The organism is Limnohabitans sp. Rim28 (assembly GCF_000293865.2).
In the GTDB taxonomy this organism is placed as follows: Bacteria; Pseudomonadota; Gammaproteobacteria; order Burkholderiales; family Burkholderiaceae_C; genus Limnohabitans_A.
This window is the reverse complement of sequence record NZ_ALKN02000011.1, coordinates 1-23,380: the sequence shown is the minus strand read 5'-3', so window position 1 is coordinate 23,380 and position 23,380 is coordinate 1. Positions and strand designations below refer to the sequence as shown.

The 23,380-nt window shown below is 59.0% G+C and carries 15 protein-coding genes, 2 tRNA genes and 3 rRNA genes; 9 read left to right on the top strand and 11 right to left on the bottom strand.

Translation table 11 applies throughout. From position 1 onward, the window contains the following. The 10 genes from B472_RS12650 to B472_RS12605 form a co-directional block, all read right to left on the bottom strand. Window positions 1-1,197, bottom strand: a complete 1,197-nt coding sequence (locus tag B472_RS12650; protein ID WP_019427183.1) for an acyl-CoA dehydrogenase family protein — start codon at window positions 1,195-1,197, stop codon at window positions 1-3. 3 nt (window positions 1,198-1,200) lie between these two features. Beyond that, on the bottom strand, window positions 1,201-2,061 hold the full coding sequence (locus tag B472_RS12645; protein WP_019427182.1) for an enoyl-CoA hydratase family protein: 861 nt from the start codon (window positions 2,059-2,061) through the stop codon (window positions 1,201-1,203). Further along, entirely contained in the window at window positions 2,058-2,546 is a 489-nt protein-coding gene (locus tag B472_RS12640) for a MarR family winged helix-turn-helix transcriptional regulator (protein WP_019427181.1), read from the bottom strand. Before B472_RS12640 ends, B472_RS12645 begins: the two co-directional genes overlap by 4 nt. Further along, complete coding sequence (locus B472_RS12635; RefSeq protein WP_019427180.1) at window positions 2,543-3,343, bottom strand: SDR family NAD(P)-dependent oxidoreductase; 801 nt, start codon at window positions 3,341-3,343, stop codon at window positions 2,543-2,545. Before B472_RS12635 ends, B472_RS12640 begins: the two co-directional genes overlap by 4 nt. Window position 3,344: 1 nt before the next feature. Further along, window positions 3,345-5,678 carry a bifunctional salicylyl-CoA 5-hydroxylase/oxidoreductase gene (locus B472_RS12630; protein ID WP_019427179.1) on the bottom strand — a complete coding sequence of 778 codons (2,334 nt, stop codon included), beginning with the start codon at window positions 5,676-5,678 and terminating at the stop codon, window positions 3,345-3,347. 204 nt (window positions 5,679-5,882) lie between these two features. Continuing rightward, a 5S ribosomal RNA gene (rrf, locus tag B472_RS12625) occupies window positions 5,883-5,995 on the bottom strand. A 150-nt stretch (window positions 5,996-6,145) separates the two neighbouring features. Next, window positions 6,146-9,025: ribosomal RNA gene (locus tag B472_RS12620) — 23S ribosomal RNA — on the bottom strand. Window positions 9,026-9,456: 431 nt separating this feature from the next. Continuing rightward, a tRNA-Ala gene (locus tag B472_RS12615) sits at window positions 9,457-9,532 on the bottom strand. Between the two features lie 67 nt (window positions 9,533-9,599). Then, a tRNA-Ile gene (locus tag B472_RS12610) sits at window positions 9,600-9,676 on the bottom strand. A gap of 97 nt (window positions 9,677-9,773) precedes the next feature. After that, window positions 9,774-11,304: ribosomal RNA gene (locus tag B472_RS12605) — 16S ribosomal RNA — on the bottom strand. The 16S, 23S and 5S rRNA genes sit together here with 2 tRNA genes alongside, the layout of an rRNA operon. Before the next feature lie 574 nt (window positions 11,305-11,878). On the opposite strand from B472_RS12605, the gene B472_RS12600 reads away from it, so the two are divergent. From B472_RS12600 to B472_RS12570, 7 genes are all read left to right on the top strand, one after another. Then, window positions 11,879-13,801, top strand: coding sequence for an ATP-binding cassette domain-containing protein (locus B472_RS12600; protein ID WP_019427178.1), 1,923 nt, complete (start codon window positions 11,879-11,881; stop codon window positions 13,799-13,801). Window positions 13,802-13,864: 63 nt separating this feature from the next. Continuing rightward, on the top strand, window positions 13,865-14,482 hold the full coding sequence (locus tag B472_RS12595; protein ID WP_019427177.1) for a LysE family translocator: 618 nt from the start codon (window positions 13,865-13,867) through the stop codon (window positions 14,480-14,482). 64 nt (window positions 14,483-14,546) lie between these two features. After that, the gene (locus tag B472_RS12590; RefSeq protein WP_019427176.1) at window positions 14,547-15,464 is read left to right on the top strand and encodes a DMT family transporter; all 918 of its coding nucleotides are present in this window, start codon (window positions 14,547-14,549) and stop codon (window positions 15,462-15,464) included. A 21-nt stretch (window positions 15,465-15,485) separates the two neighbouring features. Then, window positions 15,486-16,670, top strand: coding sequence for a PLP-dependent aminotransferase family protein (locus B472_RS12585; protein WP_116798677.1), 1,185 nt, complete (start codon window positions 15,486-15,488; stop codon window positions 16,668-16,670). A gap of 23 nt (window positions 16,671-16,693) precedes the next feature. Continuing rightward, on the top strand, window positions 16,694-17,629 hold the full coding sequence (locus B472_RS12580; protein WP_019427174.1) for a PhzF family phenazine biosynthesis protein: 936 nt from the start codon (window positions 16,694-16,696) through the stop codon (window positions 17,627-17,629). A 49-nt stretch (window positions 17,630-17,678) separates the two neighbouring features. Continuing rightward, entirely contained in the window at window positions 17,679-18,353 is a 675-nt protein-coding gene (locus B472_RS12575) for a histidine phosphatase family protein (protein ID WP_019427173.1), read from the top strand. Window positions 18,354-18,429: 76 nt separating this feature from the next. Further along, window positions 18,430-19,590: a lipoprotein gene (locus B472_RS12570; protein WP_040505970.1), complete on the top strand. Its 1,161-nt coding sequence runs from the start codon at window positions 18,430-18,432 to the stop codon at window positions 19,588-19,590. 56 nt (window positions 19,591-19,646) lie between these two features. Here B472_RS12570 and B472_RS12565 read toward each other — a convergent pair whose 3' ends face one another. Next, window positions 19,647-20,474, bottom strand: a complete 828-nt coding sequence (locus B472_RS12565) for a creatininase family protein (RefSeq protein WP_019427171.1) — start codon at window positions 20,472-20,474, stop codon at window positions 19,647-19,649. A gap of 102 nt (window positions 20,475-20,576) precedes the next feature. Here B472_RS12565 and B472_RS12560 point away from each other — a divergent pair, with 102 nt between their 5' ends. Both B472_RS12560 and B472_RS12555 read left to right on the top strand, forming a co-directional pair. Continuing rightward, window positions 20,577-22,946: a protein-disulfide reductase DsbD gene (locus tag B472_RS12560; protein WP_019427170.1), complete on the top strand. Its 2,370-nt coding sequence runs from the start codon at window positions 20,577-20,579 to the stop codon at window positions 22,944-22,946. Window positions 22,947-23,009: 63 nt separating this feature from the next. Beyond that, window positions 23,010-23,380: uroporphyrinogen decarboxylase family protein (locus B472_RS12555; RefSeq protein ID WP_304598332.1), on the top strand; the 371-nt coding region annotated here is incomplete at its 3' end.

The window sequence follows — 23,380 nt, the reverse complement described above, 5'->3', positions numbered from 1 at the left end:
TCAACCTTTCAACAAATCCTTGCCGATGATCAGTTGCTGCACTTCGGTCGCACCTTCGTAAATGCGCAGCGCCCGGATCTCGCGGTACAGCGACTCCACCATCACGCCTTTTTTGACGCCCATGCCGCCGTGCATCTGCACCGCCATGTCGATGATCTGCTGCGCGTTTTCGGTGGCGGTCATCTTGGCCATGGCCGCCTCGCGGGTGATGCGTGCGCCCTGATCGCGCAGCCAGGCGGCGCGGTAGGTGAGCAGCGTGGCGGCGTCCAGCAGGGTGGCCATTTGCGCGATCTTGGTTTGGGTGATCTGAAAGTCGCCCAAGCTTTGGCCAAACATCTTGCGCGAGCGCGCCCAAGCGATGGACTCGTGCAGCGCACGCCGCCCAAACCCCAAAGCCGCTGCCGCCACCGAGGTGCGGAACACATCGAGTGTGGCCATGGCCACCTTAAAGCCCTGGCCCGCATCGCCAATGCGCTGCGCTGCAGATACCTTGCAGTTGTCAAATTTCAGCGTGGCCAGCGGGTGCGGCGCCACCACGTCGATGCGTTCTTCGATCGACAAACCGGGCGAGTCGGCATCCACAATGAAAGCGGTGATGCCCCGCGCCCCGGGCGCTTCGCCCGTGCGGGCGAACACCACATAAAAGTCGGCAATACCGCCGTTGCTGATCCAGGTCTTGCGGCCGTTCAGCACATAGCCATCTGCCGTGGCGGTGGCGCTGCACTGCATGGCGGCCACGTCGGAACCTGCTTCGGGCTCGCTGAGCGCAAAGGCCGACAGGGCTTGGCCTGAAGCCACACGCGGCAAGTAGCGCTGCTTTTGGTCAGCCGAGCCCATGAGGCTGATGGCCCCTGTGCCCAGACCCTGCATCGCAAATGCGAAGTCGGACAATCCGTTGTGAAAAGCCAGCGTTTCGCGCAGCAGGCACAGCTGGCGCGTGTCGATCACGTCAGACGCTGCGCCATAGTCCGTGCCCGACACCGCGTGTCGGAGCCAACCGCCGCTGCCCAGCAGGCGAACAAGGCGGATGCATTCGGCATCCACCGCATCGCGGCTTTCGTCGTGGTGAGCGTGGGCCAAATGCTCGTTGCACCAGGCATCCAGCCGGACTTTGAAACTGCGGTGGCTGTCGTCAAAGAAAGGCCAGTCGAGTTCTGCGGGGTGCTGTTTTGGCTGTTGTGCTGGGTTGTTGGACATGGCTCAGTCGCCTTCAAAGATGGGCGTTTGCTTGGCCACGAAGGCGTGGTAGGCCCGGTGGAAATCGTTGGTCGCCATGCAGATGGCCTGCGCTTGGGCTTCGGCTTCGATGGCTTCGTCCACGCCCATGTTCCATTCTTGCTGCAGCATCTTCTTGGTCATGCCGTTGGCAAAGGTGGGGCCAGACGCCAGTTGGGCAGCCATGGCTTGTGCCTCGTTCAGCACTTCTTCTGCGCCGCACACGCGGTTGTAAAAACCCCAGCGCTCGGCCTCCAGCGCGCCCAAGCCGCGCCCGGTGAACAACAGCTCGCTCGCACGGCCCTGACCAATGATGCGCGGCAGCAATGCGCAAGCGCCCATGTCGCACCCGGCAAGGCCGACCTTGTTGAACAGGAAATAGGTTTTGCTGCGCTCGGTGCCATAGCGCAAGTCAGACGCCATGGCCAAAATCGCGCCGGCCCCGGCGCACACGCCATCGATGGCGGCAATGATGGGTTGCGGGCAGGCGCGCATGGCTTTGACCAAGTCGCCCGTCATGCGGGTGAAGGCCAGCAGGCCCGGCATGTCGAGCTTTGTGAGGGGACCGATGATTTCGTGCACATCGCCACCAGAGCAGAAGTTGCCCCCGGCCCCGGTGATGACCACCGCGTGGATGTCGGGTGCGTAGGCCAATGCGCGGAAGAAGTCGCGCAGTTCGGCATACGAATCAAACGACAGCGGGTTCTTGCGCTCGGGGCGGTTCAGGCTCACCGTGGCGACGCCGTCTTTGACGGACAGCAAAAAATGCGCAGGCTGATAGCCCGCCAGAGGCTGGTTGTGGCGTGGCAGCTGATGCGCCTGACCGGGCAGGTAGCGTTGGGTCATGTCTTCTCCTTTTGAGGGGTGCGTGTGCCGGACTTCAAGGTGCCCAGCAGTTGGTGCAACTGTGTTTGTTCTGGCTCGGCCAGCGGCGAGAGCAGCTCGACCACCCAGCCTTCGTGGGCCAAGGCCATGGCGGCAAACGCTTCGCTTCCGGCGCTGGTCAAACTGACGGTGAAAGAACGGCGATCGCCGACTTGCGTCTGACGCTGCACCAGTTGTTCTTTTTCCAGCTGGTCCACGATGCTGGTGACGTTGCCACCCGTCACCATCATGCGGCGCGACAGTTCGCTCATTGACAGGCCTTGCGGCTCGCGCTCCAGTTGCGCCATCAGGTCAAAGCGCGGCAGTGTGATGCCAAACTGTTCGCGCAAGCGCTGACGGATCGTGTCTTCGATGCGGGTGGTGCATGACAGCAGGCGCAACCACAAACGCAGTGAGGCGTGGTGCTCGGCATGGGCACGCACTTCCATGTCGGTCATGCTGTTCATCCTGCCAACTCCCCACCGTCAATGGCAATGGCTTGGCCGTTGATGGCGTCGCTGCCTGCAGCGCACAGCCACAGCACGCTTTGCGCCACTTCGTTCGGTTGCACCAAACGCTGCTGCGGGTTGCTGGCGGCCAAAGCCTGGCGCGCTTCGGCTTCGCTCTTGCCAGTTTTGCTCACGATGTTTTGCACCGCTTCGCGCACGATGTCGGTTTCGGTGTAACCGGGGCAAATGGCGTTCACGGTCACGCCCTTGCGCGCCAATTCAAGCGCGAGCGCTTTGGTCAAACCCACCACACCGTGCTTGGCCGCCACATAGGCGCTCACATAGGCGTAGCCTTTGAGTCCTGCGGTGCTGGCGATGTTGACGATGCGCCCAGGGGTGCCAGACTTGGCGGCTTCGAGCATGCCGGGCAGCACCGCCTGGATGCAGTGGTAGGTGCCCGTGAGGTTGACGCTGATCATCTGCTGCCAGAGCGCGGCATCGGTCTTGGCAAAGGGCTGGCTGCTCGCCTGTCCCGCGTTGTTGATGAGGATATTGACAGGGCCAAAGCGGGCTTGCGCCCCCTGCACCGCCGCTTGAACGGCGTGTTCATCGGCCACGTCCATGGGCGCGATCAACACCGCCACTTCGGGCACTTGTGCGCGCAACGTTTCGGCCTGGGCTTGCAGGGTGTCTTGCGAACGGCCACAGAGCGTGAGGCGACAACCCGCTTGCGCCAACTGCAGCGCGATGGCAGCGCCGATGCCTGCACCCGCACCGGTGATGAGGGCGTGGCGACCTTGCAGTTCTTGGGCCATCTCAATCCCCCTTGCTGGCGGTCTGCTGGGCTCGCTCGCGGGCGAAACCTGCTTCAAGCTGGGGCTTGCCCGACGCGTAGGCGCGGGGCCAAGCGATGTCTTTGTAGCCGATGCGCGCTGCTTCGGTCAGCGTCCAGGCTGGGTTGGCCAGATGCGGGCGGGCCACGGCACACAGATCGGCGCGACCTGCGGCCAGGATGCTGTTGACGTGATCCGCCTCAGAGATGGCGCCCACCGCGATGGTGGCGATGCCGGCCTCTTGCCGGATGCGGTCGGCAAACGGGGTTTGGTACATGCGGCCGTAGGTGGGCTTTTGCTGGGCGCTGACTTGGCCTGACGAGCAGTCGATCATGTCGGCCCCAGCGGCTTTGAAGGCGCGGGCGATCTCGACCGCATCGGTGGGCGTGATGCCGCCTTCGACCCAGTCATGCGCCGAGATGCGCACCGACATGGGCAGGTGATCCGGCCAGGCGGAGCGCACAGCAGCGAACACTTCGAGCGGGAAGCGCAGTCGGCTGGCGAGCGATCCACCGTAGTCGTCGGTGCGCTGATTGGTCAGGGGACTGATGAAGCTCGACAACAGGTAGCCGTGCGCGCAATGCAGTTCGAGCCAATCAAAGCCGGCTTGAGCTGCGCGCCGCGTGGACGCCACAAAGTCGGCCGTGACTCGGTTCATGTCGGTGCGGCTCATGGCGCGGGGCACATCACCGTGCGGCAGATAGGGCTGTGCAGAGGCCGCCAGCAGGGGCCAGTTGCCTTCGGCGTCATCTTGGGGCAAGGGCTGGTCCATGCCCGCGCCTTGCCAGGGGCGGCAGGAGGAGCCTTTGGGTCCGGCGTGGCCGATTTGCAGACCGATTTTGGCGTCCGACTTGGCGTGCACCCAGGCGGTGATGCGTTTGAAATCCTCGGTCTGTTCGTCGCTCCACAGCCCTGGACAGCCATGCGTGATTCGGCCATCGGCGCTGGGGGCGGTCATCTCGACCATCACCAAACCGGCGCCACCCATGGCGCGTGCGCCCAGGTGCACCAAGTGGTCTTCTGCCACTCTTCCGTCGATGGCCATGTACTGCGCCATGGGTGAAACCACCACGCGGTTCTTCAGCGTGACCGAGCGCAAGGTGTAGGGCGTGAACATGGGCGGGCGGACGCCTGGCTGGGCCGTGCGGCCTGCAAACCAGGCCTCATAGCCTTCAAGCCAAGCTTTGTCACGCAGTCGCAAATTCTCGTGGCTGATGCGCTGGCTGCGTGTGAGCATGGAGTACATGAACTGCTCGGGCTCGAGTTGGTCACAGTAGCGCTCACCACACACCTCGAACCACTCCATTGCGTTCCAGGCGGCGTTTTGCAGGCGGATCACGTCGATTTCACGCACGGCCTGGTAATGCTTGAGCACCTCGGGGATTCGGTCGGCTGTATCACCCAGCTCTTTGAATTGGCGCACCAGTTCGATGGCGTCTTCGAGCGCCAACTTGGTGCCCGAGCCAATCGCAAAATGCGCTGTGTGCACCGCGTCGCCCATCAGCACCACATGGCTGTTGCCGTTGAAGTGGGACCAGTTGGCGCACTTGACGCGCTGGAAGTTGAGCCATGCCGATCCCCGCAGGTGCCGCGCGTTGGTCATCAGCTTCTCGCCTTGCAGGTTCTTGGCAAAGAGTTGTTCACAAAAAGCAATGGACGCGTCTTGATCGGCCTTGTCCAGTCCGTGCGCCAGCCAGACGTGCTCGGGGCACTCAACGATGAAGGTCGATGTTTGCTTGTCGAATTTGTAGACGTGCGCCTGAAACCATCCGTGCTCTGTTTTTTCGAACAAAAAAGTGAAGGCGTCGTACTGGCGGTTGGTGCCCAACCAAATGAAACGATTGGGTCGAGTGACGATATCGGGTTTGAACACTTCGGGCAGGCGGCTGCGCACACGCGAATTGACACCATCGCTGGCAATGACGAGGTCCGCATCGGGAAAGTCCAAATCTGAATTCACATCTTGCTCGAACATGAGTTTGACGCCGACCTGTTCGCAGCGATCTTGCAAGATGTTGAGTAACTTCTTGCGCCCGATGCCTACAAAACCATGTCCGCCTGAGCGGATCACCCGATTTTTGAAGTGCAGCTCAATGTCATCCCAATGGTTGAAGGCTTGCTCCACCTCGCCTGCGGTTTCTCTGTCCCACTCGCGCATGTTCTCAAGTGTCTGGTCAGAAAACACAACACCCCAGCCAAAGGTGTCGTAGGGCTTGTTGCGCTCCACCACGGTGATGTCGTGGTGGGCGCCAAGCTTTTTCATCAACAAAGCAAAATACAAACCCGAGGGACCACCGCCAATGCACACGATTTTCATATTGCTTCTCTTTGCTACAGACCACACAAGCCATTAATTAAGGCCTATATATTTTAGGTCTCAAGTATTTATGCAAATGATCAATAGGTCAATCGGGGGGTAACCCGTAGAGGAGCAAAAAAATGAGGGATGATGCGAATGAAGAAATGCTTCGCACAAAGCAAAACGCCCCACCGGAGGGTGAGGCGTTTCGGGCTGTTAGAAGCCTGACGATGTCCTACTTTCACACGGGAATCCGCACTATCATCGGCGCTAAGTCGTTTCACGGTCCTGTTCGAGATGGGAAGGAGTGGGGCCAACTTGCTATGGTCATCAGGCAAAACTTGTTGTCGTCTTGACTTTTCAATCAAAACAACGAATTCATAGAGCTTCGAATCAGATTTCGGCTTTTCAGCCATTTTTGAATGCGTCAACTTGGCATAACTTCCTTGACCAATGCACACCTTACGATGTGTGATCAAAGTTATAGGGTCAAGCCGCACGAGCAATTAGTATCAGTTAGCTTAACGCATTACTGCGCTTCCACACCTGACCTATCAACGTCCTGGTCTTGAACGACTCTTTAGGGGGCTCAAGGCCCCGGCAGATCTCATCTTGAAACGAGTTTCCCGCTTAGATGCTTTCAGCGGTTATCTCTTCCACACTTAGCTACTCGGCAATGCCACTGGCGTGACAACCGATACACCAGAGGTGTGTCCACTCCGGTCCTCTCGTACTAGGAGCAGGCTTCCTCAAATCTGCAGCGCCCACGGAAGATAGGGACCAAACTGTCTCACGACGTTTTAAACCCAGCTCACGTACCTCTTTAAATGGCGAACAGCCATACCCTTGGGACCGGCTACAGCCCCAGGATGAGATGAGCCGACATCGAGGTGCCAAACACCGCCGTCGATATGAACTCTTGGGCGGTATCAGCCTGTTATCCCCAGAGTACCTTTTATCCGTTGAGCGATGGCCCTTCCATACAGAACCACCGGATCACTATGTCCTACTTTCGTATCTGCTCGACTTGTCAGTCTCGCAGTTAAGCACGCTTATGCCATTGCACTATTATCACGATGTCCGACCGTAACTAGCGTACCTTCGAACTCCTCCGTTACGCTTTGGGAGGAGACCGCCCCAGTCAAACTGCCTACCATGCACTGTCCCCGATCCAGATAATGGACCTAGGTTAGAACCTCAAACACACCAGGGTGGTATTTCAACGTCGGCTCCACTGAAACTAGCGTTCCAGCTTCAAAGCCTCCCACCTATCCTACACAGATCTGTTCAAAGTCCAATACAAAGCTACAGTAAAGGTTCATGGGGTCTTTCCGTCTTTCCGCGGGGAGATTGCATCATCACAAACATTTCAACTTCGCTGAGTCTCAGGAGGAGACAGTGTGGCCATCGTTACGCCATTCGTGCAGGTCGGAACTTACCCGACAAGGAATTTCGCTACCTTAGGACCGTTATAGTTACGGCCGCCGTTTACTGGGACTTCAATCAAGAGCTTGCACCCCATCATTTAATCTTCCAGCACCGGGCAGGCGTCACACCCTATACGTCCACTTTCGTGTTTGCAGAGTGCTGTGTTTTTATTAAACAGTCGCAGCCACCGATTTTTTGCAACCCCGTTCGGCTCCCTTTGTTCAAGTTCACCTAATTGGGGCATACCTTCTCCCGAAGTTACGGTATCAATTTGCCGAGTTCCTTCTCCTGAGTTCTCTCAAGCGCCTTAGAATACTCATCTCGCGCACCAGTGTCGGTTTGCGGTACGGTCAATGACAAGCTGAAGCTTAGTGGCTTTTCCTGGAAGCAGGGTATCACTCACTTCAGGTGCAAGCACCCTCGTTATCACCCCTCATCTAAGCCCGGCGGATTTGCCTACCGAGCACGACTACAGGCTTGAACCAACATATCCAACAGTTGGCTGAGCTAACCTTCTCCGTCCCCACATCGCACTTGTCATCGGTACAGGAATATTGACCTGTTTCCCATCAGCTACGCATCTCTGCCTCGCCTTAGGGGCCGACTCACTCTACGCCGATGAACGTTGCGTAGAAAACCTTGCGCTTACGGCGAGGGGGCTTTTCACCCCCTTTAACGCTACTCATGTCAGCATTCGCACTTCTGATACCTCCAGCAGGGTTTACACCGCCACCTTCACAGGCCTACAGAACGCTCTCCTACCACTTGCAATAAATTGCAAATCCGCAGCTTCGGTAACTGGCTTAGCCCCGTTACATCTTCCGCGCAGGACGACTCGATCAGTGAGCTATTACGCTTTCTTTAAATGATGGCTGCTTCTAAGCCAACATCCTGACTGTTTTAGCCTTCCCACTTCGTTTCCCACTTAGCCAATTTTAGGGACCTTAGCTGGCGGTCTGGGTTGTTTCCCTCTTGAGTCCGGACGTTAGCACCCGGTGCTCTGTCTCCCAAGCTGTACTCATCGGTATTCGGAGTTTGCCTTGGTTTGGTAAGTCGCCATGACCCCCTAGCCAAAACAGTGCTCTACCCCCGATGGTAATACTTGAGGCACTACCTAAATAGTTTTCGGAGAGAACCAGCTATTTCCAAGTTTGTTTAGCCTTTCACCCCTATCCACAGGTCATCCGCTAATTTTGCAACATTAGTCGGTTCGGACCTCCAGTACCTGTTACGGCACCTTCATCCTGCCCATGGATAGATCACTTGGTTTCGGGTCTACACCCAGCGACTGATCGCCCTATTCGGACTCGATTTCTCTACGGCTTCCCTATTCGGTTAACCTTGCCACTGAATGTAAGTCGCTGACCCATTATACAAAAGGTACGCAGTCACCCCTTTCGAGGCTCCTACTTTTTGTAAGCATGCGGTTTCAGGATCTATTTCACTCCCCTCCCGGGGTTCTTTTCGCCTTTCCCTCACGGTACTTGTTCACTATCGGTCAATGATGAGTATTTAGCCTTGGAGGATGGTCCCCCCATATTCAGACAGGATTTCTCGTGTCCCGCCCTACTTGTCGTTAGCTCAGTACCACACATCTGTTTTCGCATACGGGGCTATCACCCACTATGGCCGGCCTTTCCATGCCGCTTTGCTAACAGTTGTGCTATCACTAACAGGCTCTTCCGATTTCGCTCGCCACTACTTTCGGAATCTCGGTTGATGTCTTTTCCTCGAGCTACTGAGATGTTTCAGTTCACCCGGTTCGCCTCGCATGACTATGTATTCATCATGCGATACCCCTAAGGGTGGGTTTCCCCATTCAGAAATCTCCGGATCAATGCTTATTTGCCAGCTCCCCGAAGCTTATCGCAGGCTTTCACGTCTTTCGTCGCCTATCATTGCCAAGGCATCCACCACATGCTCTTATTCACTTGACCCTATAACTTTGAACTCTCTTGCGAGACCTCATCGTTGTTTTCAAGGAATGTCTGTCAGGTCTTTCACCTGACGCGTTATGCCGTAAATGAATAATTCCTCAACACCGGATGTTTCCATCCAATATCAAAAGAACAATTCGTCATTACTTGAATTTCAAACGTCGTTTGAATATTCGTTTTGACGCAATCAAAAAATTGTCACCAGGGGCACGGTCCGCACTAAACCTTTACGAATGTGCGGTTTCCCCTGGCAACTCTGATTCGACTCTATGAATTTTTAAAGAACAGCCGTGTGCCTTTCGACACTTGTCAATCGATCAATATCAATCAACACAAAAACAGCCTTCGCAATCTCTTGCCAAGCCGCTTTTGTTTTGAATGAAGATGAATAAAGGCCCCCGACAGGACCCGCTCAACATTTCGATAAGTGATGGTGGAGGATGACGGGATCGAACCGACGACCCCCTGCTTGCAAAGCAGGTGCTCTCCCAGCTGAGCTAATCCCCCATTGTCTTGCCCTTGGCACCCTGGCAAACCATTTAGTAAGCCATGTGGCACCCGTCTTCAGAAGGATTGGTGGGTCTGGTTGGTCTCGAACCAACGACCCCTGCGTTATCAACACAGTGCTCTAACCAACTGAGCTACAGACCCAAGCCGGTCACCAATGACCAGGCAAAGCCTGAGCCCTCAGCGACAACCTTCCAACAACCGATAAGTGTGAGCGTTCAATTTAGATTGCAGTTTCCAGAAAGGAGGTGATCCAGCCGCACCTTCCGATACGGCTACCTTGTTACGACTTCACCCCAGTCACGAACCCCGCCGTGGTAATCGCCCTCCTTGCGGTTAGGCTAACTACTTCTGGCGAGACCCGCTCCCATGGTGTGACGGGCGGTGTGTACAAGACCCGGGAACGTATTCACCGTGACATTCTGATCCACGATTACTAGCGATTCCGACTTCACGCAGTCGAGTTGCAGACTGCGATCCGGACTACGACTGGTTTTATGGGATTAGCTCCCCCTCGCGGGTTGGCAACCCTTTGTACCAGCCATTGTATGACGTGTGTAGCCCCACCTATAAGGGCCATGAGGACTTGACGTCATCCCCACCTTCCTCCGGTTTGTCACCGGCAGTCTCATTAGAGTGCCCAACTGAATGTAGCAACTAATGACAAGGGTTGCGCTCGTTGCGGGACTTAACCCAACATCTCACGACACGAGCTGACGACAGCCATGCAGCACCTGTGTTACGGCTCTCTTTCGAGCACGCCTCTATCTCTAAAGGCTTCCGTACATGTCAAAGGTGGGTAAGGTTTTTCGCGTTGCATCGAATTAAACCACATCATCCACCGCTTGTGCGGGTCCCCGTCAATTCCTTTGAGTTTCAACCTTGCGGCCGTACTCCCCAGGCGGTCAACTTCACGCGTTAGCTTCGTTACTGAGTCAGTGAAGACCCAACAACCAGTTGACATCGTTTAGGGCGTGGACTACCAGGGTATCTAATCCTGTTTGCTCCCCACGCTTTCGTGCATGAGCGTCAGTACAGGTCCAGGGGATTGCCTTCGCCATCGGTGTTCCTCCGCATATCTACGCATTTCACTGCTACACGCGGAATTCCATCCCCCTCTACCGTACTCTAGCTATGCAGTCACAAAGGCAGTTCCCAGGTTGAGCCCGGGGATTTCACCTCTGTCTTACATAACCGCCTGCGCACGCTTTACGCCCAGTAATTCCGATTAACGCTTGCACCCTACGTATTACCGCGGCTGCTGGCACGTAGTTAGCCGGTGCTTATTCTTACGGTACCGTCATGAGCTCCTAGTATTAATAGAAACCTTTTCGTTCCGTACAAAAGCAGTTTACAACCCGAGGGCCTTCATCCTGCACGCGGAATGGCTGGATCAGACTTGCGTCCATTGTCCAAAATTCCCCACTGCTGCCTCCCGTAGGAGTCTGGACCGTGTCTCAGTTCCAGTGTGGCTGGTCGTCCTCTCAGACCAGCTACAGATCGTTGGCTTGGTGAGCCTTTACCCCACCAACTACCTAATCTGATATCGGCCGCTCCAATCGCGCGAGGTCTTGCGATCCCCCGCTTTCATCCGTAGATCGTATGCGGTATTAGCGTAACTTTCGCTACGTTATCCCCCACGACTGGGCACGTTCCGATATATTACTCACCCGTTCGCCACTCTCGAGGGGTTGCCCCCTCTACCGTTCGACTTGCATGTGTAAAGCATTCCGCCAGCGTTCAATCTGAGCCAGGATCAAACTCTATAGTTCGATCTTGATTTTTTTCGGTCTTTCGACCAACTCATAAATTGGAATCGACGTGGTCACCATCTCTGATTTCCACATCTTTTTTACTTCATGAGCGTTTGTTAGCTAATTAAAGCTAAGTTCCGAAGAACTTGGCAATCACCATCAAACGCCCACGCTTATCGGCTGTATATTTTTAAAGAACCCAAGGCAACTCTCGCTACCCCGTCTTGCCACGCTGCGATCAGCGAAGCCTTGTAGTCTAACACAGCTTTTATCGCTGCGTCAAATTTTATGAAAATTTCTTGCGGTGCAAGTCGTTTTCTTTCTTGCTGTGTTGAACTTGACTTTTGAAAAGTCAGCTCGTTTACAGCGAAGCCTTCGATTATTGCACACTTTTCAGCACTTGCTTAGGTTTTCGAAAATTTCTTGCATGAACAACACTTTTTCTTAACCTTTCACTGTGCATGCCTTCATTCTTTCGAAAGTTGACTTGTGTGCAGCGAAGCCCTCGATTGTAGCGCAACTTTTTAGTCGCTGACTACTTTTTTGAAGCACAAGTGAAAGTTTCTTGCAGGCCAGCCCGGATAATGGGTTCATGGCTTTACTCACACTCTTGAACGCTTCTCTGGCCTTTGGCCATGTCGCACTCCTCGATCACGCCGATTTCTCTTTAGAGAGTTCGGAGCGTATCGGTTTGATTGGTCGCAACGGAACAGGCAAGTCTTCACTGCTCAAAATTCTGGCGGGCATGGAGCGGCCAGATGATGGTTCTCTTCACTTACAGCAAGGTGTTCGCATTGCCTATGTGGCACAAGAGCCTGTATTGGTACCTGAACACACGATTTTTGAGTCCGTGCGTGAAGGTCTGGCTGAAGTGGTGCAATGGATCGACGATTACACACACAGCCGGGGCGACCTGGACACCTTGCAAGGACTGATCGAGTCGCGAGAGGGTTGGGGCTGGGAGCAAAGACTCGAAGAGACCCTGCAACGTCTGAAACTCGACCCCAATGCGGTTGTTCAGTCTTTGTCTGGCGGCATGCGAAAACGCGTGGCATTGGCACAGGCTCTGGTCACACGGCCTGACGTGCTCTTGTTGGACGAACCGACCAACCACCTCGACTTGAATGCCATCACTTGGCTGGAAGACCTGCTGATCGACTTCAAAGGCAGCGTCATTGCCATCACCCATGACCGCGCCTTTTTGGACCGCATTGCGACCCGAATCATTGAGCTGGACCGGGGCAAATTGCGCCCATATCCTGGCAACTATGCAGCCTACCAAGTGCAAAAAGAAGAGCAATTGGCGCAAGAAGCCGTGATTCAGGCCAAGGCAGACAAATTACTCGCCCAAGAAGAGATATGGATCCGCAAAGGCGTGGAAGCCCGCCGCACCCGCAGCCAAAGCCGGATCACGCGACTGCAAAACCTGCGCGGCGAGCGGGCTGCACGCCGAGAAAAGGTCGGCAACGTCAAGATGGAAGTAGCCTCTGGCCTGCCCAGCGGCAAACTGGTGGCCGAATTGACCGACGTGAGCAAAAGCTTCACACAGCCCGACAGCAGCGTGCGCACCATCATTGACAAGTTCACCGGCACCTTGCTGCGCGGCGACAAAATTGGCTTGCTGGGGCCCAACGGCGCGGGCAAAACCACCTTGCTTAAATTGATTTTGGGCGAGCTCGAAGCCGACAGCGGCGAAGTTCGCCGTGGCACAAAAATGGAAGTGGCCTATTTTGACCAGATGCGCGACGCACTGGACCTGGATGCCACGCTCGAGGATTTCATCAGCCCCGGCAGCGAGTGGATCGAGATCGGCAACAAGCGCCAGCACGTCAAAAGTTACCTGGGCGACTTCTTGTTTTCGCCGGCTCGCGGCACATCGCCCGTGCGTTCGCTGTCTGGCGGTGAGCGCAACCGCTTGCTGCTGGCGCGCTTGTTTGCACGCCCGGCCAACGTGTTGGTGTTGGACGAACCGACCAATGACCTGGACATCGAAACCCTCGAGCTGCTCGAAGAGCTTTTGCAAACCTACGAAGGCACCGTGTTTCTGGTCAGCCATGACCGCGCCTTCATGGACAACGTGGTCACCGGCATCATTGCCTGCGAAAGCGCTCCGGACCAGCCTGGCTTCTGGCGCGAATACGAGGGCTCGGTGCAAGACTGGCTGGTCCAGTCCCAACGCGCACAAACCATTCGGGCCCAAGCCACACAAAAAAACGGCGCTGCAAACGCCAACACGTCCACAGCCTTGAGCCCTTCGGGAGCCACCAGCGCTCAAGCCGCCGCTGCGCCCGCACGCAGCAAACTCAGCTACAAAGAGCAACGCGAATTGGCCGAATTGCCCGCGAAGATCGAAGCTCTGGAAAAAGAGCAAACCCAAACCCGCGCTCAACTGGCCGATGGCAACGTCTACCAACGTGATCCAGGTCTGGCACAACAACTCTTCAGGCGCGACACTGAAATTGATGATTTGTTGTTGGCGGCCATGGAGCGCTGGGAAGTGCTGTCGGCACGCTGAATTGGCCTTTCTGTGTCGAAGCGGTGACCTGAAAAGTGGCCGTTTGGCCCTACATTCCAAAGCATGACCCCCTCAGAACTCAGCGCTCTGTTGGTGCTGGCCACCGTGAGCAGTTTCACGCCAGGGCCCAACACCACTTTGTCCACCGCCATGGCTGCCAACCACGGCCTGCGCCGGGCCATGCGCTTTGTGTGTGCTGTGCCGGTGGGCTGGGGCATCTTGTTCACGCTGTGCGCCACGGGCTTAGGTGGTTTGGTGGTGGCCTTTCCACCTTTGCGCTGGGGCATCGTGACCTTGGGCACGGGCTATTTGCTGTGGCTAGCCTCGCGTTTGTGGCAAAGCGGCAGCTTGCAGCAAGCCGACAGCGCCAAGCTCCAAGTGGGCTTTGTGCAGGGTGTTGGGCTGCAATTCCTCAACATCAAAGCCTGGATGCTGGCCCTGGCCATCGTGGCGGGCTGGATCGCCGGGCGAGAGGATGCCACGGCCCGCACACTGGTGCTCCTGCCCATCATGGTGGCCTATGGTTTTTTGAGTAACCTGACCTATGCCTTGGCCGGTTCGATGCTCAGACACTGGCTGGCACACGGGCGCCGTTTGCTGATGTTCAACCGCTGCATGTCGATAGCGCTGATGACCACAGCATTTTGGATATTGAACGGCTTGCGCCCAAACGCCGCCTAAGGCGTGGTCAAACGACTGACCGCCAAACGCAACGCTTCTTTTAAACGGCCACTTTAAACGCCCCATGAGCGAAACCCTGCAACGACGCGAAACCCAAGGCCTGTGGCTCGGCCTGCTGGGCGTGGTGATCTTTGCGCTCACCCTGCCCATGACGCGCCTGGCCACCGGTACGGTCGATGCCCCGCAACTCTCGCCCTGGTTTGTGACCTGGGGACGCGCTGCACTGGCGGGCGTGCTGTCGGCGATTTACCTGTTGGCCGTGCGAGCGCCCTGGCCCCTGGCTGCGCAACGCGGGCCCTTGTATTTATCGTTGGCAGGCAACGTGATTGGCTACCCCCTGCTGCTGGGCTGGGCGCTGCGCCATGTGACGGCCAGCCATGCCGCCGTCATCACCGCCTTGTTGCCTCTGGCCACAGCCGCAGCAGCCGCTTGGCTCATGCACCAACGCGCACGCTGGGGTTTCTGGGTGTTCGCAGCTCTGGGTAGCAGCTTGGTTGCGGTCTACAGCGTGCTGCGGGCGGCACAAATGGGGCACGGTTTTGGCCTGACCTGGGCCGACAGTCTGCTGCTCGGCGCAGTGGTCGCCGCATCACTGGGCTATGTGGCGGGCGCCAAAGTCACGGCCAGCATGGGCGCTGAAAAGGTCATCAGCTGGGTCTGCGTCATGGCCCTGCCCATCACCCTGCCCGGAACCTGGCTCACCTGGCCCACCCAGCCGATCGGTACCACCTCTTGGCTGGGCTTGCTGTATGTCGGCGTGTTTTCGATGTGGGCCGGCTTTTTTGCCTGGTTTCGCGGCCTGTCCCTGGGCGGTCCGCTGCGTGTGAGCCAGCTGCAATTGCTGCAGCCCTTCATCAGCATTTTGGCCGCCATCCCTTTGCTGGGAGAATCGCTGGATGCGATGACGCTGGGCTTTGCCTTGCTGGTCGTGCTCACCGTCTTCATGGGGCGGCGCATGGCCAACACCCCAGTCACCCGATAAAGACAAACAATGGAGCAAAAAATGAACTGGACGCTGGCCCAACGTGCCGACAAAATGAACCCCTCGGTGATCCGCGAGATCCTGAAAGTCACCGAAAAGCCCGGCATCATCAGCTTTGCGGGCGGCCTGCCCTCGCCACTGACCTTCCCGATTGATGCCATGCGCGAAGCCAGCGAACGCGTGCTCAAGGATGACGGCAAAGCGGCCCTGCAATACGCCGCCAGCGAAGGCTACGGCCCCTTGCGTGAGTGGGTCGCCCAAGACCTGCTCAAGCAGGGCATGCACATCAGCCCCGACCAGGTGCTGATCACCACCGGCAGCCAACAAGGCCTGGACCTGGTGGCCAAGATCCTGATCGACGCGGGCAGCCGCATCCTGGTGGAGACGCCCACCTACTTGGGCGCCCTGCAAGCCTTCACCCCCATGGAGCCGGTGGCTGTGGGTGTGAACAGCGACGACCATGGCGTGGATGCGGCCGACCTGCGCGCCAAAGTGGGCACGGGTGCGGACAAGGCCCGCTTTGTGTACCTGCTGCCCAACTTCCAGAACCCCACCGGCCGCACCATGACCGAAGAACGCCGCGCCGCCGTGGCGCAAGTGGCTGTCGAGTCTGGCCTGCCCATCATCGAAGACAACCCCTACGGCGACCTGTGGTTTGACGCGCCCCCCGCGCCCTCGCTCAGCGCACGCCACCCCGAGGGCAGCGTGTACCTGGGCTCGTTCTCCAAGATCTTGGCTCCCGGTTTGCGCTTGGGCTACCTGGTGGCGCCCAAGGCCCTTTACCCCAAACTCTTGCAAGCCAAGCAAGCGGCCGACCTGCACACGCCCAGCTTCAACCAGCGCGTGGTGGCCGAGGTGCTCAAAGACGGCTTCATCGAGCGCCACGTGCCCACCATCCGCGCCCTGTACAAACAGCAATGCGAAGCCATGCTGGCCGCACTCGACCGCGAAATGGCGGGCCTCGGCCTGTCCTGGAACCGCCCGGTGGGCGGCATGTTCTTGTGGGTGCAATTGCCCCAGGGCATGAAAGCCATCCCCTTGCTGGCTAAAGCCGTTGAAAAAGGCGTGGCCTTTGTGCCGGGCTCGGCCTTCTATGCCCAAGACGCGAGCGAAAGCACCCTGCGCCTGTCGTTTGTGACGGCCACGGTGGACCAGATCAACACCGGCATGATCGCGTTGGCTGCAGCCATTCGGGAATCGCTCTGATCCCTTCACCTCAAGTCAAGGCCATGAGAACCCGCGCCTACCAACAAGTCGACGTCTTCACCGACACCGCCTTTCTGGGCAATCCGCTGGCCGTGGTGCTGGACGGCACGGGCCTGAGCGACGCGCAGATGCAAACCTTTGCCGCCTGGACACAGCTGAGCGAAACCACCTTTGTGTTGCCGCCCACGCCCGAAGGCGCTGCAGGTGGGGCCGACTACCGGGTGCGCATTTTCACACCCGGTGCTGAGTTGCCGTTTGCGGGCCACCCCACACTGGGCACGGCCCACGCCTGGCTTCAAGCCGGCGGCCAACCCCGGCAAAGCAGCCACTTGGTGCAGGAATGTGGTGTGGGTTTGGTCAGCTTGAAGTCGGTCGATGGCCGCTGGGCTTTTGCCGCGCCGCCCTTGCAGCGCCAAACGCCTGCGCCAGCCCGGCTGGCCGAGGTATTGGCGGCTTTGGGCCTGCAGGTTGATGAAGTGCTGGCCGCGCAAGACCTGAACAACGGCCCGCACTGGCTGGGCCTTTTGATCAACTCGGTGGACCGCCTGCTCGCGCTAGAACCTGACCACGCGGCGCTCAAACGCCTGAACACCAAGGTCGGTGTGGCGGCCAAACGTGAGGCCAACGCCAACCACTCAGCAAACGGCCTGATCCGCCGCGCCAACCGCGAGGCCCGCGCTTTTGCGCCGTCCACCCGCGTCGCCAACGACCCGACCGATCTGGAGGTGCGCGCCTTTGCCGCCCCGGTGGGCATCGCCGAAGACCCGGTCACTGGGAGTTTGAACGCCTCACTCGCCCAATGGCTGATGGCCGAGGGCCACATGCCCACCCGCTACAGCGCCCGCCAAGGCACGGCGCTGGGGCGTGCAGGCCAAGTGTTCCTCTCCAAAGACGCACAAGGCCAGGTCTGGGTGGGCGGCGATGTGGTCGGCTGCATCCAGGGCGCCGTCACCCTCTGATCACCCCAGCGACAGGCGCAAGCCCCCGGGCTGCGCACAATCGCAGCCCATGGGAACACTCTATTTGGTCCGCCACGGACAAGCCTCCTTCGGGGCCGATGACTACGATCAACTCAGCCCGCTGGGCCGCCAGCAAGCGGTGCGCTTGGGTGAATACCTGCGGCCCAAACTGCAGGACAAACCCATCGAGGCGGTGATGATGGGCAGCTTGAAGCGCCACCGCCAAACCTGGGAAGGCATTGCCGAAGGCGCAGGCTTGCCGCACACCCCGGCCGTGTGGCCGGGCCTGAACGAATACGACAGTCAGGCGCTGATCGAGTCCATCCACCCCGAACCGCTGGCCAAACCCGACACGCCCGAGCTGTACCGCCACCATTTCCGGCTGCTGCGCGATGCGCTGCAGGCCTGGATGGCCGGGCGCACCCAGCCGCGCGGCATGACCAGCTACGCCGACTTCGTGGGCGGCATCGAAGCGGCGCTCGACCATGTGCGGCAAAACCACTCGGGTGACGTCATGATCGTGTCCAGCGGCGGCCCCATCTCCACGGCCGTGGGCCGCGTGCTGGGCACTCCACCCGAAACCACCATCGAGTTGAACCTGCGCATCCGCAACACGGCACTGACCGAGTTCGTGTTCACCCCAAAGCGGCACATGCTGCTGACCTACAACACGCTGCCCCACCTGGACAGCGACGCACACCAAAGTTGGATCACTTTTGCCTGAGTGAATGCACGGGTGCACATGCTTTGCGCGTAATCCCTAGGCATAACCTCAAAAACTCAAGGGCAAAATCACCTGGATGAATCTTTCTCCCACCAGGTCAGATCCTGGACATGCCCAAGGCGGCATCGCGCTCAGGGCCCAAACCCCGAATGAAGCCGAAGTTTTGGCCATGGACCTGGCCGCTTGGTGGGGTGGTTTTGAACTCCCTACCTGGGCCCAATCGGTCACGCTTGACCGACCTGAGGGTGGCTGGTCGGTGCATTGCACATTGCAGCCCAACGCCCTTGAACAACTCATGCCCGGCCACGACACCCTGGGCCTGCACCAAAGGCTCAGCCAGACCAAGGACGACCGACCCGAGTGGACGGTGGAGCGTGAGATTGCCGTGGCCCTGCTGGGCTCGCCCCACCTTTTCAGCTTTGCCAACCTCGCCGCCCTGCAGTCGCACATCAGGGTCAGGCGCAACATGGTGCTGGCCGCCCGCAAAACTGCGCTGGCTTTCAAAACCGAAGCGGCCGAACGCCCAGAAGCCGACTGGCGTTACCAAGAAGGTCCTGGCTTCATCCTGAACCCTGGCCGCCCGCTGATCGACGCCTTGGTGGCCGCCACCCAGCCCGAAGCCACGGGCAAGCTGTACGATTTTTCTTGCTACCGCGCCACCGAATACGTGATTCTGTTGGGCATCGCCCAAGAATTGGCGGCCCACCATCCCGCCTTGTTGGCCGATCTGCAGCGACTCAACGAACGGCACGCGGTTCGCTCAGGGCAGTTCCACGATGTGTTTTTGATCGAATACGGCAGCATGGCAGCGCCCTTGCCCAGCCGGTTTTATGTGCCCGGCGATCGGCTGTGGTTTCGCAACCCCGACGAGCGCTCGTCCGACATCGAGGGCTACGAAGGCTCCTGGGTGATCTACATGGGGGGTGGGCTCTTCAGCAACTTTTGGCAGCGCGATCGGCCGTTCACCTTGGAATCCAAAGCGATTGAAATTTTCCACTGGCGGCACGGCGCCAGGGTGGACAACCAGGGTCAATTGGTCATGGACGAGTCGGTGGTTGAACAGCATGTGGCCCAAACAGAGCGCGACCCGCAGGCCCGCCAGCAGGTGCTGGAGCGCATGGTGCGCATGCGCGACCCCCAAGGGGTTTATGCCGAAGGCGGCTGCATTGACGCCACTCGCGAGCACCCGCGCAACGTCAGCCGGGATGACTGCAAGTTGGTGTTGCCGACTTTTTGAAACCCTGCACCGAATTCAAGCCCGTCCGGCAAGCCGATTCGGCCTCCACACCAGGCTCAGCCAATCTGCTCACGCAAGGTGGTGGGCGGCAGTTGGTCGATTTCAGTCAACAACTGCGCCAAAGCGCGGCCTGAAGCCTCCACCAGCGCTTGGCCCTTGGGTGCTGTGGCCGCAGCCGCATTGCCCGCTGCGCCGTGGCGGTTGTAGTCCTGCATTTGCCAGCCCAGCTTGGCGCTTTTGCCATTGCCCAAAATCTCAAAACGCTCCGCGCGGTCTTGCGCCGTCGAACGGAAGTTTTGCGCCTGTGCCATGCGCACGGTGTCAGGGCGCAGCGCCAGCATCATCGATGTTTCGGTGTCGCCGGCGTGCACGCCAAAGCGGTGCTCTTCGGCGCTGAACAGCGCGTTCGCATCACCGCCCTGCGCATCGCGCAAAGGCAAATTGAACCAACTCACGCTGTACACCAACATACCCAGCCGAGCGCGCAAGTCACGCGCCACGATGTCCATCACGCTCACTTGACCGCCGTGGGCATTGAGCAGCACCAGTTTTTTCACGCCGCTGGCCGCCACCGACTCGCCAATGTCGGTCCACAAACGGATCACGGTTTCGGCCTTGAGCGTCAAGGTGCCTGCAAAACGCGCATGCTCGGGGCTCAAGCCCACGTTTTGGGTGGGCAAAAACAAAGCGGGCAAATCGGCGGGCAAGTGAGGCCAACAGGCCTGTACCACGCCGTTGACCAAGTCGGTGTCCACAGACAATGGCAGGTGAGGCCCATGCTGCTCGGTAGCGGCCACAGGTAAAACGGCAATCAGCCGATCCAGCGCCTGTGTCTGAAAATCGGTGGTGGTCCAGTCGGCCCAAAGACGTGAAGGGTTTTGCATCTTTGGCATCTTAATGGAGCCGGGGCGTGTACAGTGCCTCTCCCATAGCGCCCCGACTAAAGTGTGGGGCTCCCTTGAAGGATTGTTGTGAAAGTTTCCCGGATGTCTCGTGACTGGACCCGCTTGCAGGCTTGGACTGCTGTTTGGGCCCTTGCCTGCATCAGCGTCTTGATGGCATGGCCCGCGCCAAGCTGGGCTCAAAGTGGTGCGCTGTTTTCAACAAAACCCGCGGTACCGGGCACTTCGGCCGTCTCCAGCACTTCTGGCAGCAGTGCTTTGTTGTCGGGTGCACGCCCCGTGGTGAGTACCGAACAGGTGCGGGCCGAGTTGCTGGTGCACGCCCCCCAAGGCCTCCAAGCGGGTCAGACGTTTTGGCTCGGCCTGCAAATCGAACACCAGCCCGATTGGCACACCTATTGGCAAAACCCCGGCGACTCCGGTCTGCCCACGCGCCTGCAATGGCAATTGCCCGCTGGTTTGCAAGCGGGTGACATCGCCTGGCCTGTGCCTAAAAAGTTTCCGATTGGCACCTTGGCCAACTATGGCTACGAAGGCCGTTTGCTGTTGACCGTTCCGATCACGGTGTCATCGGATTTCAAATTTCCAGCCAACGCCCCCTTGACTGTGCAGCTGCAAGCCGATTGGTTGGTGTGTCGCAAAGAATGCATTCCACAAGAGGGGCAATTGGCCCTGAGTCTGACCTCTGCCACAGCACAAACGCCACATGCGGCCTTGTTTGAAAAAGCCCGCAGCCAAAGCCCTCAAAAAATCGCTCAGCAGCAACCTGAAGGGCCAGAGGCCATGGCTGGGCAGACCACCTTGTCGGAGGACGGCAAAAACCTGCGCTTGGTAGTGCAAGGTCTGCCCGCCCACTGGCGCGGCCAGATGCTCAGCGCCTTCCCGGTCACGCCCAACGTGGTGCACAACGCAGCCGTGCAAGGCAAAGACTGGACACAAAAATGGCAAGGCGCGGTCTGGGGCGCGCAAATCCCGGTGTCTGAGGAGCGTGGCGACAGCCCACGAAGCATGCGCTGGGTGATCGCTGCCGGACCCGAGTCGTCCCCCAAAGCCCCGGCTTTTGAGTTTGAAACACCGGTCATCGGCACTTGGCCCGCACTGACACAAACCGCCCCCGCCGAGATCTCGCCGGCCCTTGCCAAGGCGCTGGCCGAAAATGCCCGGCTTGCAGAAAAACCAACGGCCTCCAGCACCACCGCTCTGGGCTTGGCCTTGGCCATTTTGGGCGCACTGGCAGGTGGCTTGCTGCTCAACCTCATGCCTTGCGTGTTCCCCATCTTGGCCATCAAGGTGCTGGGTTTTGCGCAGGCCAACACCTCGCAAACCCAACACCGTGCAGCGGGTCTGGCCTACACCGTGGGTGTGGTGCTGTCGTTCATGCTGCTGGGCGGCCTGATGCTGGTCTTACGGGCTGCAGGCGAGCAATTGGGCTGGGGCTTTCAATTGCAATCGCCCCCCGTGGTGGCGGGCCTGGCGCTCTTGTTCACCCTGCTGGGTCTGAACCTGGCCGGTGTGTTTGAGTTTGGGCAAATGCTGCCCAGCGGCCTGGCCACACTGCAAAGCCGCCACCCGACGGTGAACGCCGGTTTGTCCGGCGTGCTGGCCGTGGCCGTGGCCTCGCCCTGCACCGCGCCCTTCATGGGGGCATCTTTGGGCTTGGCGATTGCGCTGCCCGTATGGCAAGCGCTCATGGTGTTTGCCGCCATGGGCGTGGGCATGGCTTTGCCCTATCTGGCAGCGAGCTGGTGGCCGGGCATCGCCCGCGCATTGCCACGCCCGGGGGCCTGGATGGTGACTTTCCGCCAAGCCATGGCCTTCCCCATGTTCGCCACCGTCATTTGGTTGCTGTGGGTGCTGGGCCAGCAAACCGGCATCGACGGTGCCAGTGGCCTTTTGGCCTTGTTGCTCACCGTGGCTTGGCTGGTGTGGGCCTTAGGCTTGAGCGGTCGCACGCGTTGGGTATTGAGCGGTTTGGCCCTGGTCACTTTGCTTTGGCTGGGCAGCAGTTGGTTACCACAGGCTTTGCGCGAAGCACCGGCAGAACCGGTGGCCAGCGCCAGCGCAGCCAGGACTGGCCAAGCTTCCGGGAGCGGTACAGCCAACGCCCCCGTATGGCAAGCATGGTCTGAAGCCGCTTTCCAAGCCCACCAGGCTGCAGGCCGCTCGGTGTTTGTGGACTTCACGGCCGCCTGGTGTGTCACCTGCCAATACAACAAGAAAACCACCCTGGCCGATGCCCGAGTGCTGGCCGACTTTGCAGCTCGCCAAGTGGTCCTCATGCGGGCCGACTGGACCCGCCGCGATCCGGCCATCACCCAAGCCCTGACGGCGCTGGGCAGAAGCGGTGTGCCGGTCTATGCGCTGTATGCACCCAATCGTACGCCCGTGCTCTTGTCGGAGTTGCCCAGCGTGACGGAAGTGCAAAATGCTTTGCAGGGGCTGGCGGCGCGTTGAGCCCGCAAATCGGCCCTCCAGCGACCCCGCCAAACCCCGATCGCGGCCTGCCACAATAAGGGGATGAGCCCATTCGCCCCTCTCCAAAACGACAGCTTCCTGCGCGCCTGTCTGCGCCAGGCCACCGACCACACCCCCGTCTGGCTCATGCGCCAAGCCGGCCGTTACCTGCCCGAGTACTGCGCCACCCGCGCCAAGGCCGGCAGCTTCATGGGCCTGGCCACCAACGTTGACTTCGCCACCGAGGTCACCCTCCAACCCCTCGAGCGTTACCCGCTGGACGCCTCCATCCTGTTCTCAGACATCCTCACCGTGCCCGACGCCATGGGCCTGGGCCTGTCCTTTGCCCAAGGCGAAGGCCCGCGCTTTGCCAAGAACGTGCGCGACGAAGCCGCCGTGGCCGAACTCGCCGTGCCCGACATGAACAAGCTGCG

What these genes read in the sequence shown, in the direction of transcription:
- B472_RS12650 (WP_019427183.1), bottom strand. Translation starts at nt 1,197, where the DNA reads ATGTCCAACAACCCAGCACAACAGCCAAAACAGCACCCCGCAGAACTC.
- B472_RS12645 (WP_019427182.1), bottom strand. Translation starts at nt 2,061, where the DNA reads ATGACCCAACGCTACCTGCCCGGTCAGGCGCATCAGCTGCCACGCCAC.
- B472_RS12640 (WP_019427181.1), bottom strand. Translation starts at nt 2,546, where the DNA reads ATGAACAGCATGACCGACATGGAAGTGCGTGCCCATGCCGAGCACCAC.
- B472_RS12635 (WP_019427180.1), bottom strand. Translation starts at nt 3,343, where the DNA reads ATGGCCCAAGAACTGCAAGGTCGCCACGCCCTCATCACCGGTGCGGGT.
- B472_RS12630 (WP_019427179.1), bottom strand. Translation starts at nt 5,678, where the DNA reads ATGAAAATCGTGTGCATTGGCGGTGGTCCCTCGGGTTTGTATTTTGCT.
- B472_RS12600 (WP_019427178.1), top strand. Translation starts at nt 11,879, where the DNA reads ATGGCTTTACTCACACTCTTGAACGCTTCTCTGGCCTTTGGCCATGTC.
- B472_RS12595 (WP_019427177.1), top strand. Translation starts at nt 13,865, where the DNA reads ATGACCCCCTCAGAACTCAGCGCTCTGTTGGTGCTGGCCACCGTGAGC.
- B472_RS12590 (WP_019427176.1), top strand. Translation starts at nt 14,547, where the DNA reads ATGAGCGAAACCCTGCAACGACGCGAAACCCAAGGCCTGTGGCTCGGC.
- B472_RS12585 (WP_116798677.1), top strand. Translation starts at nt 15,486, where the DNA reads ATGAACTGGACGCTGGCCCAACGTGCCGACAAAATGAACCCCTCGGTG.
- B472_RS12580 (WP_019427174.1), top strand. Translation starts at nt 16,694, where the DNA reads ATGAGAACCCGCGCCTACCAACAAGTCGACGTCTTCACCGACACCGCC.
- B472_RS12575 (WP_019427173.1), top strand. Translation starts at nt 17,679, where the DNA reads ATGGGAACACTCTATTTGGTCCGCCACGGACAAGCCTCCTTCGGGGCC.
- B472_RS12570 (WP_040505970.1), top strand. Translation starts at nt 18,430, where the DNA reads ATGAATCTTTCTCCCACCAGGTCAGATCCTGGACATGCCCAAGGCGGC.
- B472_RS12565 (WP_019427171.1), bottom strand. Translation starts at nt 20,474, where the DNA reads ATGCAAAACCCTTCACGTCTTTGGGCCGACTGGACCACCACCGATTTT.
- B472_RS12560 (WP_019427170.1), top strand. Translation starts at nt 20,577, where the DNA reads ATGTCTCGTGACTGGACCCGCTTGCAGGCTTGGACTGCTGTTTGGGCC.